Raw genomic sequence first — 15,440 nt, 5'->3', positions numbered from 1 at the left:
CGGCCCGAAGGCCGCCTTTCTTATGTTCGTGCGGATCAATCAGAAGCGGACTTCAACACCAAAACTGACGGTGTCTGCGTAGTTCACTTCGTAATCCTCATCATAATAACTATTGGAGTACACGTACCCGGTGTAGTTCAGGTTGAGGCTTGCGTGGCGGCCCAGATCGACGCCGATGCCAAAACCAGCGTAGGCGCCGTAGACGCGCTCGCGGCTGCTCTCGTAATAGCTGTAGTTATAGCCGCCGAAGGAACGACAGCAGGCTTCCCGTTCGATATCTGTTTCGCCACTCCAGTAACCCAGGCGGGCGACCGCGAACCAGGGGCTGTTGCGGCCGAAGTTGAAGCGTGCGGTTCCGCCCAGACTGTAGAAGTCCACCTTTGGGGCATAGAAGCCGTCGTGGTCGCTGACGCGATCCAGTTTGCCCGCGGCGGCTTCGATGCCGATCAGCGTCACCGCACCCGCGCGCCAGCGATAGCCGCCGTTGAGGCCCCACATGCTCTGGTCGATGTCTTCGTACACCCAGCCTTTGCCGCCCTGCACGCCGACGAAGGCGCCGCTGTCGATGCGGGGCTTCTCTTTGCGCGGACGGGACGGCGGCGGAGGCGGTGCTGGCGCAACCGAGGCCTGCTGCGCAACCGGGGTCGCCGGCGCAGGCGGTGGCAAGGCGGTGACCGAGGCCGGCTGCGGCGCGGCTGCGGCGACCTGCGCGGTGCCATCGGCCGTGGGCGGCAGCGGCGTGGCATAGCCTTCGCGCGGCTTGGTCGGCACGGGCGCCATCGGCGGCAGCGCCGGCACGTTGCCAGCTTGCTGCTGGCGTTCCTTCTGCTGCTTGCGGTACGCGTCCCACGCCGGGGAAATCGACTGCGCGGCGGCCTGCGAGGCCAGGCCCAGCGCGGTGCAGGCCAGCAGCAGTGTTGCGGTCTTCTTCATGGCGTTCCCTGTGTGCATCATCCGTTGGTCCCGCATCCCTGCGTCATGCACAGAAACGCACGCTGGGCGCTGGCGCCCGCGCAATCAGAGGGTGCTGCATGTGGTTTCCCCGGAAGGAGCCGTCGTCCTACGACGCGCCGCTCCTGACATGCCCGGCCCGCAACCCCATGCGCACCGGAAAACAGCCCCCTGACTGCAGGCACGAACATTGTCCTGTGTGTCATCGGCTGTCAAGAATGCGAGCGCCCTGAAACCGGCAGGACAAGCCGCATCTGTGACGCCTTGGCAGCTTATGATCGCCTGCGGCGCGTGACCGCTGGATGTCAGTGGCGCGCGTTGACCCACAGGCGAGCACAGGCAGGGCGGCGATGCACGACCAAGCGCACCACCACGGCCGATCGCCGCGCCGGCGACGTTGGCGTCCGGTCCAGGCCTTCACCGCGCGGCCGCGACTGAGCCTGGCAGCGCTGGTCTTCATCGTGGTGGGGGCCAGCCTGCTGTGGTCCGGCATGGCGTGGCCGCGGGCTCTGTTACTTGGCTTCGATTCGGGCGCGCTGGTGTTCCTGATTGGCCTGTGCTGGCTGTTCAACCAGCCGATCCGGACCAGATGCGCGAAGTCGCCCAGCGCCAGGACGCCGGCCGCTGGGCGATCCTGTGGAGCACCATCGGGCTGACCGCGATCCTCATGCTGGCGCTGGGCACCGAACTGATGGCCGGCAAGTCCGGTGGGCTTGCCTCGATCGCGATCGCCGGCAGCAGCATCGTGCTGTCCTGGCTTTTCATGAACCTCATGTTCGCGCTGCACTACGCGCACGGCTTCTATGGCGACTACGGGCAGGAACACCGCGGCCTGGATTTCCCGGGCAAGGCGCCGCCGGACTACTGGGACTTCGCCTACTTCTCCATCGTCATCGGCATGACCTTCCAGGTCTCCGACGTGCAGATCACCAGCCGCACCCTGCGCCGCCTCGCCCTGATGCACAGCGTGATCGCGTTCTTCTTCAACATGTTCGTCATCGCGGTGACAGTGAATATCCTGGCGGGGCAGGCGTGATCAGGCGCGAGAACTCCTGACACCGCGACCGACCATGGCGCGCGATAACCGCATGTAAGGGCGTGATATGCATCACTGAATGGCGCTCGTTTGGTATTCCACAACGAATGGCTTAACGCGAGGTGGATTAAAGTCCGCCTTCCATTGCGCGGCTCGCCTGCAGGCGGGAACGCATGGAATCAAGGAGCGGGTACTGCCTATGGAAATGAGCGGGCGTTTTCAATGAGTCGGCGATCAGGCGTGCTGATCCTAGGCGTGCTGTCGCTGATGGCCGGGTGCCAGCCGGCGCCGCCGGGGCCTGTGGCCGACAATCCGCATGGGCCTCCCGCTGGGCCTCACACGTCTCCAGCACCGACTCCAGCGACATCCGAGGCTTCATCGCCAGCAGCGCCTGATCAGGCCACGCAGCGCGAAGCGCGTCTGACCGAGGGGATGCCCTACGCTGAACTGCGCCGCATCGTCCTCGCACAAGGCTGGCTGCCGAAAGTGGATGCGCAATGCAAGGCCAATGTGGTGGGCGCCGACTTCGCCGAACAGTGCAAGGACAGCCCGGATCGCTGCCAAGTGTGCGAGGACCTGCCTGAGCTGAGTGCGTGCAGCGGTGATGGGCACTGCCTGATGCACTTCCATCGCAACGATCAGACATTGGCTGTCTCCACGTATGGCGCGATAGACGGTTGGCGCGCCAGCGGGCAGGCGGCAGGCCTGCGGGTGAAATGGTGGGAGCCTGATCCGATTGGCGCCTCCGCTGGTGCCGTCCCTTGAATGACATTGATGCGCTGGGCAGGTGAGGCCTGCTCTCAAAGCATGGACCAAGACATAACAAAGGAGTCGCAATGAAACACTCAGGTCAACGCGGACACCACGGGCTGGCTTCGGCACTTGCGCTGTGCGTGCTCGTCCCCCTGGTTGGGTGCAGCCAACCCGCTGCGGCACCGGCGGTGTCCGAGCCGGTCGCTCCGGCAGCCGCGTCAGCGCCAGCGGATTCAGTGCCGCCAGCGCCCGCGGCCAACGCGTCGCTGCCAACTGCTGATTCGCAGGTGGTGCAGGCAACGGTCAAGGGCCTGATGGATGCCGCTTATGGCGCGAGCCATTACGACACGGCTCGCCAATGTTGGACCCACGCCTTCGAGACGCCCAACGACACGCTCGACTACTGCATGAAGCCAGCCGCACCGCAGGTGGTCGCCGGCGCAGATGGCGCACAGGTTTATCTGCTGGCCTATAGCGATCCCAGTGCCGACAGCTATTCGCAGGTCGATCCCGGCTTGAAGGGCCTGATGGCTGCTTCGCTCAGTGCCGATGGCCAGTGGAAGGCGATTGCTTCCAGCCCGGCGATCGATGCCGGACAGGCCGGCGATTGCGGCTGCCGGGACGCACGGCTGCAGCAGGTCGGCCCAGGGCTATACGGCTGGCTGGCCAGCGAAGGTGGCGTTTGGCAAGGCGTCGCGGTGATACGCGAGACCTTGACCGCGCCGGTCGGCGAGACCTTCAAACAGGTCGCAACGATCCCCGACACGGGCAGCGACGGCGGAAAACTTGCGCTGCAAGTCGATGCGCAGGCAGCGGCAACGGCCGGGTTCTATCCGCTGGTGGTAACTCGGACGGGCGGCAAGGCCGCGGTGGATCGCAAGGTCATTCCCTTCGACGCCGGCAAGGGCGTCTACCCCTGGACGCCGTGATTCGACGGCACGACATGTAAGGAGACATGCAGATGGCAAGGATCGACGAGCGCTGGAGTGAGCACCGACAGGAGCTGGAAGCCGCCGCCAAGGAAGCAGGCGTGGATGTGGGGGTGATGGTGAAGATCGCCGCCTTCGAATCGGGCTTCAACCCGACGGCCAGGCCGATTGCGGTGACCGATCCTGAGAACAACACCGTGACCCAGTTCGACGGCACGATGGCGGTGTCCTCGGCTTATGGCTATGGCCAGTTCCTCAACGGCACCTGGCAGGAAATGATCAACAAATACGGGGAAAAGTACGGCGTGCAGGGTGCCGCCGACATGACCCGTGATCAGGCCAACGCCGCCGGGTTGCGCCAGGACACCAGGCTGCAGGCGGCGATGCTGGCCGAATTCACCCGCGAGAACGTGGACCGCGCCGCGCAATACGGTGGCAGCGACGTCGCTGCCAATGTGTATGCCATGCATAACCTGGGCACCGGTGATGGCCCGAACTTCCTGCAGGCGTTGCGTGATAACCCCAATGCCCGCGCGGACAGCGTGCTGAGCGCCAAGGTGATCGCGGGCAATCCCTCGCTGTATGGCGACGGCAGCCGGAGCATCGCCGATTCGTATGCGGCCATGGGTCAGAAGATGGACCAGTACAGCCACTACGCCCAAGAAGCCGAGCAGGGCTTGCCTAGCAATAGCGTCAAGCCGTCGCAGGGCACCAGTGCGCCCGCTCCGGCCCGCGACGCCATGGCCGACGGCGTGCTCAAGCAGGGCGAGGGCGGTGCGGCGGTCCAGGCGATGCAGGAGAAGCTTGCGGGGTTAGGTGCCACGGGCGCGGATGGCAAGCCGCTGGTGCCCGACGCGGATTTCGGCAAGAACACCAGGCATGCGGTCGAGGAATTCCAGCGCCAGCAAGGGCTGGAGGTCGACGGCAAGGCCGGGCCGAAGACACTCGAAGCGCTGGAGGCCGCGTTCAAGGCCAGGGGCCAGGAGACGGCAGCGCCCGAGCGTGCCGCGGCGCAATCACCTTCGGTGGCCAAGGTGCCGACGCTGGCCGATGCCGAGCATCCCGACCACGCCCGCTATGGGCAGGTGATGGAGAAGCTGCAGGGCCTGGAAGCGCAGCGGGCGCAGGCGGGCTTGCAGCCGATGTTCAAGAACCCGCAGGAGCTGGCCAATGCCGCGGGGCAGGTGACGTTCGAGAGCAAGGTGTCGGGCATGCCGCAGGTCGATGCGATCGTGGCGCGCCCGGATGGCGCCGGCGTGTTCGCCGTGCACGGCCAGCTGGGTGATCCCGCTGCGCAACGCGTCTACGTGGATCGTGCGCAGGCGACCGGCCAGAGCGTCGAGGCCAGCTCGCAGCAGCTGGGGGATTTCAACCGGCAGTTCGCGCAGGAGCAGGCGCAGCCGGCACAGACGCAGGCGCAGGGCATGGGGCGCTGAGCGCATCACGTGGTTGGATGAAACAAGGCACGCCGTCGGGCGTGCCTTGTTCTTTGGGGCATTGGCGCTTCGAGCAAGCGCTGCGCGCTTTAGATCAGGATTGCATGGCGCATGCGGACCTCGCAGGTCGTATCAAGCGTCAAACGGATGAAGCGCATCCGATAGATCTCGCAAGCATCATCACTTGGCCTTGTCCAGCTTGATCGCGGTATCGCGATGATCGCCATGATCCTCCGGCGCAGATGACGGCGCGGGCGCAGCCTGGGCGATCTCCGGCGTGTCGTTCTTGTCGACTTCGATCATGCGCAGCGGCTGGCCTTCGTAGCGATACTCCAGCGCGTCTTGCAGCGCGTACAGCATTTCAACCTGCGGGCAGAGGGCCTTGGCCTTGGCTTCCAGCACTTCGCCCTGTGCATCCATGCGTGCATCCAGGTCGGCGTCCATGCGGTCGGCACGTTCATCGATCGCATCGGCGCGGCCGGTGAACACCTGCCACAGCACGCTGCGCGCGAGCATGCCGCTCAGTTGTTCGGCAGCCGATTCCACGCGCTGCTCGAAGCCCTCGTCGAAAATCTCCTGGTCCCAACGGCCGGTGCCCAGCGTGTCATCCACATACTTCATGGCGGCCTTGCGATGCGGCTCGACCTTGCGCGCCTTGCGCGGGCTGCCGGTGATCTGGTCGATCACCGATGACAGCGCATCGAAGGTCAAATCGACCATGCCGCGCGCCAGGTCGGTGACCTTGGGCATCAGCGTGCGGGCCTCGCTTTCCATCTGCCACAGCCGCTGCGCATCGGCCGCGCTGACCGGGCGCACCTTGCGGTCCACGCTCAGTTCGCCGCCGTGGAAGAAGATCTCCTTCGGCAGGCCCTGATCGCGATAAAGCCACACGCCACCGGCATCAACCAGCACGTTGAACGGCGTGGACAGGCCGCATTGCTCGGAGGACAGCTTGACCTTGTGGTGCGCCTTGTCCTGATTGGGCTGCGCGGTGGGTTCATCTGCGTGTGCAGCGCAGACCATGCAGAGGGAGAGCAGCAGGGGCAGCAGGGCGTGGCGCATGGCGATTCCTTCGCGTGAAGGTTGCAGCATCGTCCAGCGGCGCCCTGCCGCGCATGGACCGGAAGTCACACGGTCGTATGGCCCGAGGCTTCGATCGCCACCGGCGCCGGGCCCAGTCCATGCCAGTGCGCGCGCAGCTGCAGGAAGTCTTCCAGCGGGCAGGGCCGCGCGGCCAGGTAGCCCTGGAACTCGGCCGCCCCGGCGCGCGACACCGCATCGAGCTGCTCCAGCGTTTCCACGCCCTCGCAGATGGCGCGGATGCCCAGGGCATTGGCCATCAGGATGATGGTCTCCACGATCAGGCGCGCGTCGTCGCTGGTGGGCATGTCGGTGACGAAGGACCGGTCGATCTTGAGCACGCTGAAGGGAAACCGGCGCAGATAGGCCAGGGACGAATAGCCGGTGCCGAAGTCATCCAGCGCCACGCGCACGCCAATGGCGCGTACTGCTTCCAGCTGGACCAGTGCGTTGTCCGAATCGCCCAGGAACACCGACTCAGTCAGCTCGATCTCCAGGTGTTCCGGTGCGATCGGGAACTCGTCCAGCGCCCGCCGCACCTGTGCTACCACCTTGCCGCCCTGCAGCTGCATGGTCGAGACATTCACCGACACCGTCAGCCCGGACAACGGGCCGGCGCCCACGCGGCAGGCCTCGCGCAGCGCCCAGGTGCCCAGGCCATCGATCAGGCCGCTGTGTTCGGCGATGGGGATGAACTCGGTCGGCGAAATGCGGCCCAGCAGTGGATGGTCCCAGCGCAGCAGCGCCTCGGCGCCGACCATGCGCTGGCTGCGGATGTCGATCTTGGGTTGCCAGTGCAGCGCCAGTTCGCCCTGGGCGACGGCATGGCGCAGGCCTTCCTCGATCAGCAGGCGCCGGCGCGCCTGTTCGCCCAGCACGGCCGTGTAGACGGTATGCCGGCCACGGCCGCCGAACTTGGCGTCGTACAACGCGGTGTCGGCCTGCTGCAGCAGGGTCTGTGGCGATTCGCCCGCGCCGTGCGAGAGCGCCACCCCCACGCTTACCGGCGCCAGCAGGCCGCGTCCGTCGACCATGATCGGCGCCTGCATCGCCTCGACCAGCGACAGCGCCATCGCTTCGGCCTGGGCCGGCGTGGCCGGATGCAGCATCACCACGGCGAACTCGTCGCCCCCCAGGCGCGCAACCAGATCGCCGGGCCGCACCAGCGTGGTCAGGCGCTGGGCCACGGCCTTCAGCAGCGCATCACCGACGTGGTGGCCCAGGCTGTCGTTGACGCTCTTGAAGTGATCCAGGTCCAGCGTGAGCAGTGCGAACACGCCGTTCTGCTGCAGCTGGCTGACCAGCGCCTCGCGCAGCATGAAGCGATTGGCCAGACCGGTGAGCGTATCGGTGTGGGCCAGTTGCACCAGGCGCCGCTCGCCCTCGATCTTCTCGGTGACATCGGCCAGCACGCCGCGCCAGCCGATGCGCCGTCCGTCTTCATCGAACAGGCACTTGCCGTTGAGGCTGAGGTGGCGGATCACGTCCCCGTGCTGCAGGGTCAGGCCGACATCGTGGAAGGACAGTCCGGCCTGGAACGCCTGGTCCAGCGGCGCGGCGCCTTCCGGGCAGCGCTCACGCAGGAGATGGGAGAACGAAAGCCCCTGCGCATCGGCTTCGTCCACGGCCAGCAGTTCGGCCAGGCGTGGCGACAGATGCACCAGTTCGCCCGCGTCGTTGGTCTCCCACAGAGCTTCATCGGCGTACTGCTCGAAGTCCTGCAGCAGCAGCGCGAGCAGGCGTTCGCGGCGCTGGGTCTGGGCTTGCTCCTCCAGCTGCAGCGTCGCCTTGTGCCAGCTGGAGAGCGCACTGAGCACCACGATCAACGCGTACAGCACCAGCAGCAGCGCCACGCTGGCCAGCACCGGCTGGCCGGTGCGCCACAGCGCGACGATGGCCGCCAGCGTGTAGATGCCGGTGTAGGCCATGCAGGCCAGCGGCAGCGGGCTCAGCACGAACGCGCCGGCGCCGAGCATGCCGGTGACCAGGGTGCTGATCAGCAGTTGCTGGCTGGGCGTGGCATGCGGGAACCAGGTCACCGTCATCGCCGCCCACGTGCACGCCAGCAATGCCGCGTGCAGGGTGGCGTGGCGCATGGCCTGGCGCGAGGCGACCAGCAGGGCCTGATGGCGGCGGTTCCACCAGTTGGTCAATGTGGTGGCGGAGAGCAGCAGGCTGAAGGCGGCCCACGCCCAGATGGCGGGATGGGCATCCTGGTCCTGGAAGGCCCACAGCACCAGCAGGCAGCTGCCGATGTTGGCGCTCATCGTGTACGGGGTGAGCCTGAGCACGCTGTTGAGGTGCGCCGCCCGCCACTGCGCTGCCTGGCGGCCGCCGTCCTGGTACAGGTAGGCCACGCCGCGCCGCGCGTCGCTCAGGCCGAGCCGCGTTTTGCCCAAGCTGCTGACCACTCCCAAGACGTCCCCCTCTTTCTGCCCGACGCGATCCCTGCCAACGCACGATCGAACAGATCGGCGCCGCGGAAGGCGGCGCGCCTGTCGCATCCCCGATTCAGTATCGGCCAGAACAAAACCGCGTCAGAGGGGAGGTAAGCGGATCTATCCGCTTTTTCGGCAGTCGATAGCGATCCGTGCATCGCCGCTGCCCGACAAGGCGGCGCGGATCACACAATCACCGCCCTTCACGGCAGCCGGTCGTAGCGGGAATGCGCGCGGGGTCTCGTCCATGCCGAGCACTGCGCAGGGTGTCAGTGCCGGGTGGAACGGGTTCGCATTGATATCCAAGGCCTGGCGCGGGACGTCTTCTGCACGTCGGGCAAGGGTGCGACCATCGGCGCTGGTTTCCGCAACGCACTGGCCTGCCTGTTCATGTCCAACGATGTCCCGGTCGTCCAGGAGGCGCTGTCACTGCGCGCCATTTGCAAGCTCGGTTTCATCCTGCTGGCCAGCGCGGTGCTGATGCCGCTGCAATGGCTGCTGATGCGCTTCACCCGTGGGCGCGCGGCGTTCGTGGTGCCGCGCTGGTGGTTCGCCTGCCTGCGTCGCGCGCTGGGCATCCGGGTCGAGGTGGTCGGCATGCCACGCAGCGGCGGCGGCACGTTGTTCGTCGGCAACCACGTCTCGCACTACGACATCGTGCTGCTCGGCGGCGTGCTGCAGGCGCGCTTTATCGCCAAGGACGACATGACCCGCTGGCCGGGCATGGGCTTTGTCGGCGAGCTGGCGCAGACCGTCTACATCAGCCGTCGCCAGCGCGATGCCGCCGCCGTCGCCGCGGCGCTGGCCGCGCAGCTGCGCGCGGATCACGACCTGGTGCTGTTCCCGGAAGGCACCACCTCGTCCGGCGAGCGCGTGGCGCCCTTCAAGTCCAGCCTGTTCGCGTTGTTCCTGGGGCAGGGCGCGCAGGCGTGGACGCTGCAGCCCTTCACCCAGGAACTGGTGTCGGTGGACGGCCGCGCGCTGTCCGCAGGCGGCGATCGCGCGGCCTATGCCTTCCACGGCGACATGGACGCCGGCGCGCACGTGAAGCACTTCCTCAATCTCTCGGGCGCCGCGGTCCGCCTCACCTTCCACCCGCCGATCCAGATCGACCCCGACGCCGATCGCAAGACGCTGGCCCTGCAGCTGCACGACATCGTGGCATCGGCGTTGCCGACGCATGGCGATGCGCCGCCACCAGCTCGCGATTGAGTACATGCAGCGCCACGCAGATGACATGCGTGTCAGCTGCACGCCGACATGGCGTCGCAGCCATCGTGTCTTTCGCACGATCCCTTACACTCCATCGGCCAGCGTGCGTCGCCGCCGCCATCGTGTCGCGGCATCTTCCTCGTTCGACTGGAAATGAAACATGCGTTCACCGCCGCTGTCGCCCATGGGCAAGCTGTTTGCTGCCGCTGCGTTCTTCGAAGGCCTGACCTGGGCCGGCCTGCTGATCGGCATGTTCCTCAAGTACGGCACCGGCACCACCGAGGCGGTGGTGTGGCTGTTCGGGCGCCTGCATGGCGCGGCGTTCCTGCTCTATGTGGCGATCAGCCTGATCGCCGCGTTGCGCCTGCGTTGGCCTTGGTGGGCCTGGATCCTGAGCCTGCTTGCGGCGTTGCCGCCGCTGGTGACGGTGCCGCTGGAACTGTGGTTCCGCCACCTGGGGCTGTTGAGCGCGCGGCCGGCGTTGGCCAAGGCGTGATGCACGTGCGCGGCGCCGTAAGGTGGCCGCGCGCTTGTGCCATCAGCGCCGTGTGGCCAGCACGCCATCCAGCGCAAGCTCGGCGCTGAAGCCGGCCTTCTCCAGGCGCTTGGCCACTTCGCGTGGCACGTCGCGGCCGCTGGTGAGCTTGTTGGGGCTGCCGGTGTAGTGGAACAGGCGACCGCCGCGCTTGAGCACGCGTGCGAGCTGGTCGTAGAACGCCTGCGAATACAGCTCGCCGGCAATGCCGAAACGCGGCGGGTCGTGCAGGATCGCGTCCACCGAGGCCTCGCCCAGTGAGCCGATCTGCTGCGACACATCGCCGTGGGTCAGCTGCAGGCGGCCCGCGCTTTGCGCCGCGTCGGGATCGGGCGACCACGGATTGCAGGTGCGCAGCCACAGCACATCTTCGTTCTTCTCGAACGAGACGATGCGCGCCACGCCGGCTTCCAGGCAGCAGGCGGCGAAGTAGCCCAGCCCGCCGCAGGTATCCAGTACGACCTTGCCGCGCGGCGCGACCAGCGCGACCTTGCGGCGGGCATCGTCCATCGGAGATTCCTTCGAGGTCGGCAGCATCTTGATGCCGTCGATCTCGAAGGTCGGCGCGCCCCATTCGGTCGGCACCAGCTTGATCAGCGAGCCGGAGAAGCGCGAGACCGGTTCGAAGTCCTCGCCGTCCCACACATAGATCGTGCGGTCCTTGAGCTTGCCCGGGAACGGATAGCGCTGGCCCCGCCAGGTCCAGTCCTCAGCGCCGAGTTGCGCCGTGGTCTGGCTGCGGCCCAGGTCGAACGTCGCGCTGCATTCGCTGGCGCCGCGCGCACGGGCGGCGGCCAGCGCCTGGGCGACGGGAAGGGTGAGGACGGGACCTGCGTAATGCGGCACGGCGGGCGATCTCGCGGCGGCCACGGAGGTGGCGCGCCGGCTGTCTGGAAGGGGCGGGCATCGTACCCGAGTGATCTTGTCCTCAGCGCGCCGCCGCGGGCGGGAAGGTCGCGGTGACTTTGCCTTCCGCATCGAGGAATTGCAGGGTCGGCGTGCCGTCGGCGGCCACCCGCGCGCTGATCCGCAGCTTGCCGTCGCGGTCGCGCAGGTCCAGCGAAGACGACGCATCGGGATTGCGCCCCAGCCATGCACGCTGCACATGCATCGGCGCGCGGTTCGCCATGAAGGTTTCCAGCGCGGCCTGCTGCTCGGCCTCGCTGGTGCCCGGCCTGGCCTGCATCGCCTTGAGCGCGTCCTCCAACGGCCAGTCCGGCTGGTCCTTGAACTGAATGCCATTCTTGACCTTGCCGCCTTCCTGCGCGGAGACCCAGGTGGACAGCTCGTCCTGGCCGTAGGCGTCGAAGGACAGGTGCCCGTCACGGCTGATCGTGCCGTCCGGGCGCTTGAGCCCGCTGAAGACCAGGCCGCCGCTTTCGGTGCCTTCGGCGTCGTAGAAGATCATGCCCGCGGTGCCATCGGCCTTGCGCCCTTCATGCGCGTACTCGCGCCCGCCGAACACCGCGCCGGGCAGCTTGGCATTGTTGGCCAGCACCAGGCGCGTGGTGCCGTCCGGTTCGACCAGGGTGAGCTTCTGCACCGTGATCTCCTCGAAGCGGGTCTTGTCCGGCCCGCGCGTGGCGCCGGTGGTGACGCCGATGACCAGCACGGCGGTCAGCACCGCCGAGTACACCTGCAGGAACCGGGGATGCGAGAACACGCGCATGGCGACACTCCTTGACGGGTTGTGCCGCGACCGTAAGCGCGCTGCGGTGGCCGCGCCGTGAGCAGGCCCGGGCCCTGCCATGAGATGGGTTGCCAGCGCCTGGCCAATCCTTACCATCACGTCATCGAACCGGCCCGCCTTGGGCCGGCTGGGGAAGATCCATGCAGAAGAGCAGGTGGGCGCCGGGCCTGGGGCTGGCGCTGGGATGCTGTGCGGCCTGGGCGATCGCCCAGACCACGCCGATGCCGGCCGTTGCGCCGTCGGCGCCGCAGGCCGTCGGCGAGATCGCGCTGGCCGGTTACGACGCCGGTGCGGTCGCCACGCCCAGCGCGGCCAATGCCTGGGGCGGCGTGCGCACCGGCAGCGAGGCGACCCTGTCCGACCGCGTGGTGGGCTATCGCATCCAGGCCAAGCTGGACCCGGACAAGCACACCCTGGACGGCAAGGAACAGCTGACCTGGCGCAACCGCAGCGCGGCGCCGGTCAGCTCGGTCTACCTGCATCTGTACCTCAACGCGTTCCGCAACGAAGGCAGCACGTTCTTCCACGAGAAGAACGACCTGGGCTTCGACTTCCGCACCGATGTGCCGGTGCGCGACGGCGGCTGGGGCTGGATCGACATGACCCGCGTCGCGCAGGGCAGCGCGGCGGTGAAGCAGACCTTCGTCCAGCCCGATGGCGGCCCCAAGAGCGACATGACCGTGGTGCGCCTGGACCTGCCGCAGGCCGTGGCGCCGGGCGCCAGCACCACGCTGGACATCGACTTCAACGCGCAGTTGCCGCGGGTGATCGCGCGCACCGGCTGGTTCGGCACGTTCCATCTGGTCGGCCAGTGGTTCCCCAAGATCGCGGTGCTGGAACTGCCCGGCGAACGCGGTGCCACCGCGCCGCGCTGGAACGCGCACGAGTTCCACCTCACCAGCGAGTTCTACGCCGACTTCGGCAGCTACGACGTGACCCTGGACGTGCCCTCGGACTATCGCGTCGGCGCCACCGGCCAGCTGCAGGGCACGCCGGCCAAGGCCAACGGCCGTACGACGTATCGCTACGTGCAGGACGACGTGCATGACTTCGCCTGGACTGCCGACAAGCGCTACGCCGAACCGCTGCGTGGCACCTGGACTGGCGCGGGCAGCCCCAAGGTCGACATCCAGGTGCTGTATCCGCCCGAGTACGAAGCCAGCGCCGCACCGGCGCTGAAGGCCACGCAGGATTCGCTGACCTATTTCTCGCGCACGCTGGGGCCGTATCCGTATCGCACGGTGACGGTGGTGATCCCGCCGTACAACGCGGCCGAAGCCGGTGGCATGGAATACCCGACCTTCTTCACCGCCGAAGGCTACGACGACGTGCCCAAGGGCTCGTTCACCGCGGCGATGCTGGACTTCGTGACCATCCATGAGTTTGGCCACGGCTATTTCTACGGGCTATTAGCATCGAACGAATTCGAAGAGCCGATGCTGGATGAAGGCCTCAACGAATACTGGGACCAGCGCATGCTGCGCGACGGGCCCAACCACTACGACATGCTGCCGCCGTGGATGAACAAACTCGGCATCCACCTGCCGGTCGATGACCCGTTCAAGTACGAGCGCCTGAGCGCGATGGTCCGCGATCCCAGCGATGCCGCAGGTGCGAGTGCCTGGAATCGCCTGGACAGCGCCGGCTATGGCTCGGTGTATTCGCGCACCGCCACGGTGATGCGCGACTTGGAGGCGACGCTGGGCAAAGCCGCGATCGAAAAGGGCTTCAAGGATTACTACGCCAGCTGGAAGTTTCGTCATCCGTCCATCGCCGACCTGCGCGAATCGCTGGCGGTGTCCACCGGCCGACGCGACGTGGTCGAGCGCGTGTTCGCGCAGAACGTGTACGCAGCAGGCAAGCAGGACGACAGCCTCCAGGGCCTGAGCAGCGAGCCGGTGCAGCCGTTCGCCGGGCGCGTGGTCGAGGGCGGCAAGCCGGTCACCCACGACGAAGGCTACATCGAGACGCAGGTCGAGCAGCAGCTTGAGGCCTGGCGCAAGGCGCATCCGAAGGCGGACAAGGCCGATGGTCCGTTCGACTACCGCACCACGGTGACCGTGCGCCGTCGCGGCGTGGCGGTGCCGCAGGTGCTGGTGGTGACCTTTGCCGATGGCAGCACGCGCCGCTTCGAGTGGGACGACGCGCAACTGTGGAAGCGCTTCAGCTTCGTCGACAAGCGGCGTGCGGTGGCGGCGCAGCTCGATCCGCAGCAGCGCTATTACCTGGATGCCAACAAACTCGACGATGGCAAGCGCATCGAGGGCGATGCGTCGGCCGCGCGGCGCTGGAGTGCCGATGTGGTGGCGCTGTTCCAGGCGCTGCAGAACGTGCTGGTGAACCTGTGAGGACCGCGATGAACCGATTCAACTGGCTGGGCGTGGTGGTCCGCGGCGCGCTGCGCGCGCTGCACTGGCGTGCGCTGCTGCTGTGGTGGGCCAGCCTGTCGCTGGTGGCCCTGGTCGCGGCGCTGCCGGTCTACGGGCTGCTCGATGCGCAGCTGAGCCACAGCTTCGATGCGCCGCGCTACGCGCACGGGCTGGACCTGACCGCGCTGGGCGATGTGATGGCCGCGGCCAGCAAGGATGGCGCGCCGCGTTGGGGCATGGTCGCGGGGCTGTTCTTCACCGTGTTGCTGTGGCCGTGGCTGACCGGCGTGATGGTGGCGGCGGTGCGGCTGGGACGCGGCGCGCGGCTGTTCGTGCTGGCGGCCGAGGGCATGCGCGAGTACGGCCGCCAGCTGCGTCTGGTGTTGTGGTCGCTGCTGCCGCTGGCGCCGTTCGTGGCATTGGGCGTGTGGCTGGTGCACCTGGCGCGCGAACGCAGGATCGACGCGATCCTCGCCTCCACCGCCAACTGGACCGAACGCGGCGCGCTGGTCATCGCGGTGCTGCTGTTCCTGCTGCCGTACGTGCTGACCGAGCTGACCCGTGCACGCATCGGCACGCGCGATGACAGCCGCTCGGTGGTGGTGCACTGGTGGCGGTCGCTGAAGCTGTACGTGCGGCGGCCGTTCGCGGCCTGGGGCACCAGCCTGCTGATCGGCGTGCTGGGCGCGCTGCTGCTGGCGGCGCTGGGTTGGCTGCGGATCGGCGCCTCGGGCGCGGGCTGGGGCGCGTTCTTCCTCGCGCTGGGCATCACCCAGGTCACCACGCTGGCGCTGGGCTGGCTGCGGTTGGCGCGTCTGCAGGTGCTGGCCCAGCTGGTGGACAACGATGCCGCGCGGCGCGCGGTGCGCTATTCGACCCCGGCGGCGCCGGTCACCGGCTGAGGGCGTGGCGAACACGTCCGGGCGCGTGAGAACAGGCGCCCGGACGTGTTCGCGTAATCGTAATTATCTTGCGACCACAATGCGCATCCCCGCCGGCGCGCATCGGGCG

At 67.4% G+C, this 15,440-nt stretch carries 13 protein-coding genes; 8 read left to right on the top strand and 5 right to left on the bottom strand.

Annotation, left to right across the window (positions count from 1 at the left end; translation table 11 throughout):
- Positions 1–39: 39 nt before the first annotated feature.
- Positions 40–933 (bottom strand): porin family protein, encoded by an 894-nt coding sequence (locus BMZ17_RS15390; protein ID WP_093140228.1) that lies wholly within the window; start codon positions 931–933, stop codon positions 40–42.
- Positions 934–1,540: 607 nt separating this feature from the next.
- On the opposite strand from BMZ17_RS15390, the gene BMZ17_RS15385 reads away from it, so the two are divergent.
- From BMZ17_RS15385 to BMZ17_RS15370, 4 genes are all read left to right on the top strand, one after another.
- Entirely contained in the window at positions 1,541–1,987 is a 447-nt protein-coding gene (locus BMZ17_RS15385) for a DUF1345 domain-containing protein (protein WP_254775374.1), read from the top strand.
- A gap of 432 nt (positions 1,988–2,419) precedes the next feature.
- Positions 2,420–2,752, top strand: a complete 333-nt coding sequence (locus BMZ17_RS20990; RefSeq protein WP_139202951.1) for a hypothetical protein — start codon at positions 2,420–2,422, stop codon at positions 2,750–2,752.
- Positions 2,753–2,976: 224 nt separating this feature from the next.
- Positions 2,977–3,669, top strand: a complete 693-nt coding sequence (locus BMZ17_RS21185; protein WP_093140220.1) for a hypothetical protein — start codon at positions 2,977–2,979, stop codon at positions 3,667–3,669.
- A 32-nt stretch (positions 3,670–3,701) separates the two neighbouring features.
- The gene (locus BMZ17_RS15370; protein ID WP_254775372.1) at positions 3,702–5,105 is read left to right on the top strand and encodes a transglycosylase SLT domain-containing protein; all 1,404 of its coding nucleotides are present in this window, start codon (positions 3,702–3,704) and stop codon (positions 5,103–5,105) included.
- Positions 5,106–5,285: 180 nt separating this feature from the next.
- On the opposite strand, the gene BMZ17_RS15365 is transcribed toward BMZ17_RS15370, so the two are convergent.
- On the bottom strand, positions 5,286–6,167 hold the full coding sequence (locus BMZ17_RS15365) for a DUF2884 family protein (RefSeq protein WP_254775370.1): 882 nt from the start codon (positions 6,165–6,167) through the stop codon (positions 5,286–5,288).
- Positions 6,168–6,232: 65 nt separating this feature from the next.
- Positions 6,233–8,584 carry a putative bifunctional diguanylate cyclase/phosphodiesterase gene (locus BMZ17_RS15360; RefSeq protein WP_175485633.1) on the bottom strand — a complete coding sequence of 784 codons (2,352 nt, stop codon included), beginning with the start codon at positions 8,582–8,584 and terminating at the stop codon, positions 6,233–6,235.
- Positions 8,585–9,013: 429 nt separating this feature from the next.
- Here BMZ17_RS15360 and BMZ17_RS15355 point away from each other — a divergent pair, with 429 nt between their 5' ends.
- Positions 9,014–9,835 carry a lysophospholipid acyltransferase family protein gene (locus tag BMZ17_RS15355; RefSeq protein ID WP_093142188.1) on the top strand — a complete coding sequence of 274 codons (822 nt, stop codon included), beginning with the start codon at positions 9,014–9,016 and terminating at the stop codon, positions 9,833–9,835.
- 160 nt (positions 9,836–9,995) lie between these two features.
- Positions 9,996–10,331: a DUF3817 domain-containing protein gene (locus tag BMZ17_RS15350; RefSeq protein ID WP_175485632.1), complete on the top strand. Its 336-nt coding sequence runs from the start codon at positions 9,996–9,998 to the stop codon at positions 10,329–10,331.
- A 42-nt stretch (positions 10,332–10,373) separates the two neighbouring features.
- Here BMZ17_RS15350 and BMZ17_RS15345 read toward each other — a convergent pair whose 3' ends face one another.
- Together BMZ17_RS15345 and BMZ17_RS15340 are read right to left on the bottom strand one after the other, a co-directional pair.
- Positions 10,374–11,216, bottom strand: coding sequence for a class I SAM-dependent methyltransferase (locus BMZ17_RS15345; protein WP_093140211.1), 843 nt, complete (start codon positions 11,214–11,216; stop codon positions 10,374–10,376).
- Between the two features lie 82 nt (positions 11,217–11,298).
- Positions 11,299–12,039, bottom strand: coding sequence for a hypothetical protein (locus tag BMZ17_RS15340; RefSeq protein ID WP_093140208.1), 741 nt, complete (start codon positions 12,037–12,039; stop codon positions 11,299–11,301).
- Between the two features lie 161 nt (positions 12,040–12,200).
- On the opposite strand from BMZ17_RS15340, the gene BMZ17_RS15335 reads away from it, so the two are divergent.
- Together BMZ17_RS15335 and BMZ17_RS15330 are read left to right on the top strand one after the other, a co-directional pair.
- Positions 12,201–14,408 carry a M1 family metallopeptidase gene (locus tag BMZ17_RS15335; RefSeq protein ID WP_254775368.1) on the top strand — a complete coding sequence of 736 codons (2,208 nt, stop codon included), beginning with the start codon at positions 12,201–12,203 and terminating at the stop codon, positions 14,406–14,408.
- 8 nt (positions 14,409–14,416) lie between these two features.
- Positions 14,417–15,331: a hypothetical protein gene (locus tag BMZ17_RS15330; protein ID WP_093140204.1), complete on the top strand. Its 915-nt coding sequence runs from the start codon at positions 14,417–14,419 to the stop codon at positions 15,329–15,331.
- Positions 15,332–15,440: the final 109 nt, after the last annotated feature.

This window comes from Pseudoxanthomonas sp. GM95, from assembly GCF_900109775.1.
Lineage (GTDB): Bacteria > Pseudomonadota > Gammaproteobacteria > Xanthomonadales > Xanthomonadaceae > Pseudoxanthomonas_A.
The sequence above is the reverse complement of the archived record's forward strand: the minus strand, read 5'-3'. Positions and strand labels throughout refer to the sequence as shown.

Excerpts from the sequence above, each read along its gene's own strand:
- BMZ17_RS15390 (WP_093140228.1), bottom strand. The coding sequence starts at position 933 with ATGAAGAAGACCGCAACACTGCTGCTGGCCTGCACCGCGCTGGGCCTG.
- BMZ17_RS15385 (WP_254775374.1), top strand. The coding sequence starts at position 1,541 with ATGCGCGAAGTCGCCCAGCGCCAGGACGCCGGCCGCTGGGCGATCCTG.
- BMZ17_RS20990 (WP_139202951.1), top strand. The coding sequence starts at position 2,420 with ATGCCCTACGCTGAACTGCGCCGCATCGTCCTCGCACAAGGCTGGCTG.
- BMZ17_RS15370 (WP_254775372.1), top strand. The coding sequence starts at position 3,702 with ATGGCAAGGATCGACGAGCGCTGGAGTGAGCACCGACAGGAGCTGGAA.
- BMZ17_RS15365 (WP_254775370.1), bottom strand. The coding sequence starts at position 6,167 with ATGCGCCACGCCCTGCTGCCCCTGCTGCTCTCCCTCTGCATGGTCTGC.
- BMZ17_RS15355 (WP_093142188.1), top strand. The coding sequence starts at position 9,014 with ATGTCCAACGATGTCCCGGTCGTCCAGGAGGCGCTGTCACTGCGCGCC.
- BMZ17_RS15350 (WP_175485632.1), top strand. The coding sequence starts at position 9,996 with ATGCGTTCACCGCCGCTGTCGCCCATGGGCAAGCTGTTTGCTGCCGCT.
- BMZ17_RS15340 (WP_093140208.1), bottom strand. The coding sequence starts at position 12,039 with ATGCGCGTGTTCTCGCATCCCCGGTTCCTGCAGGTGTACTCGGCGGTG.
- BMZ17_RS15335 (WP_254775368.1), top strand. The coding sequence starts at position 12,201 with ATGCAGAAGAGCAGGTGGGCGCCGGGCCTGGGGCTGGCGCTGGGATGC.
- BMZ17_RS15330 (WP_093140204.1), top strand. The coding sequence starts at position 14,417 with ATGAACCGATTCAACTGGCTGGGCGTGGTGGTCCGCGGCGCGCTGCGC.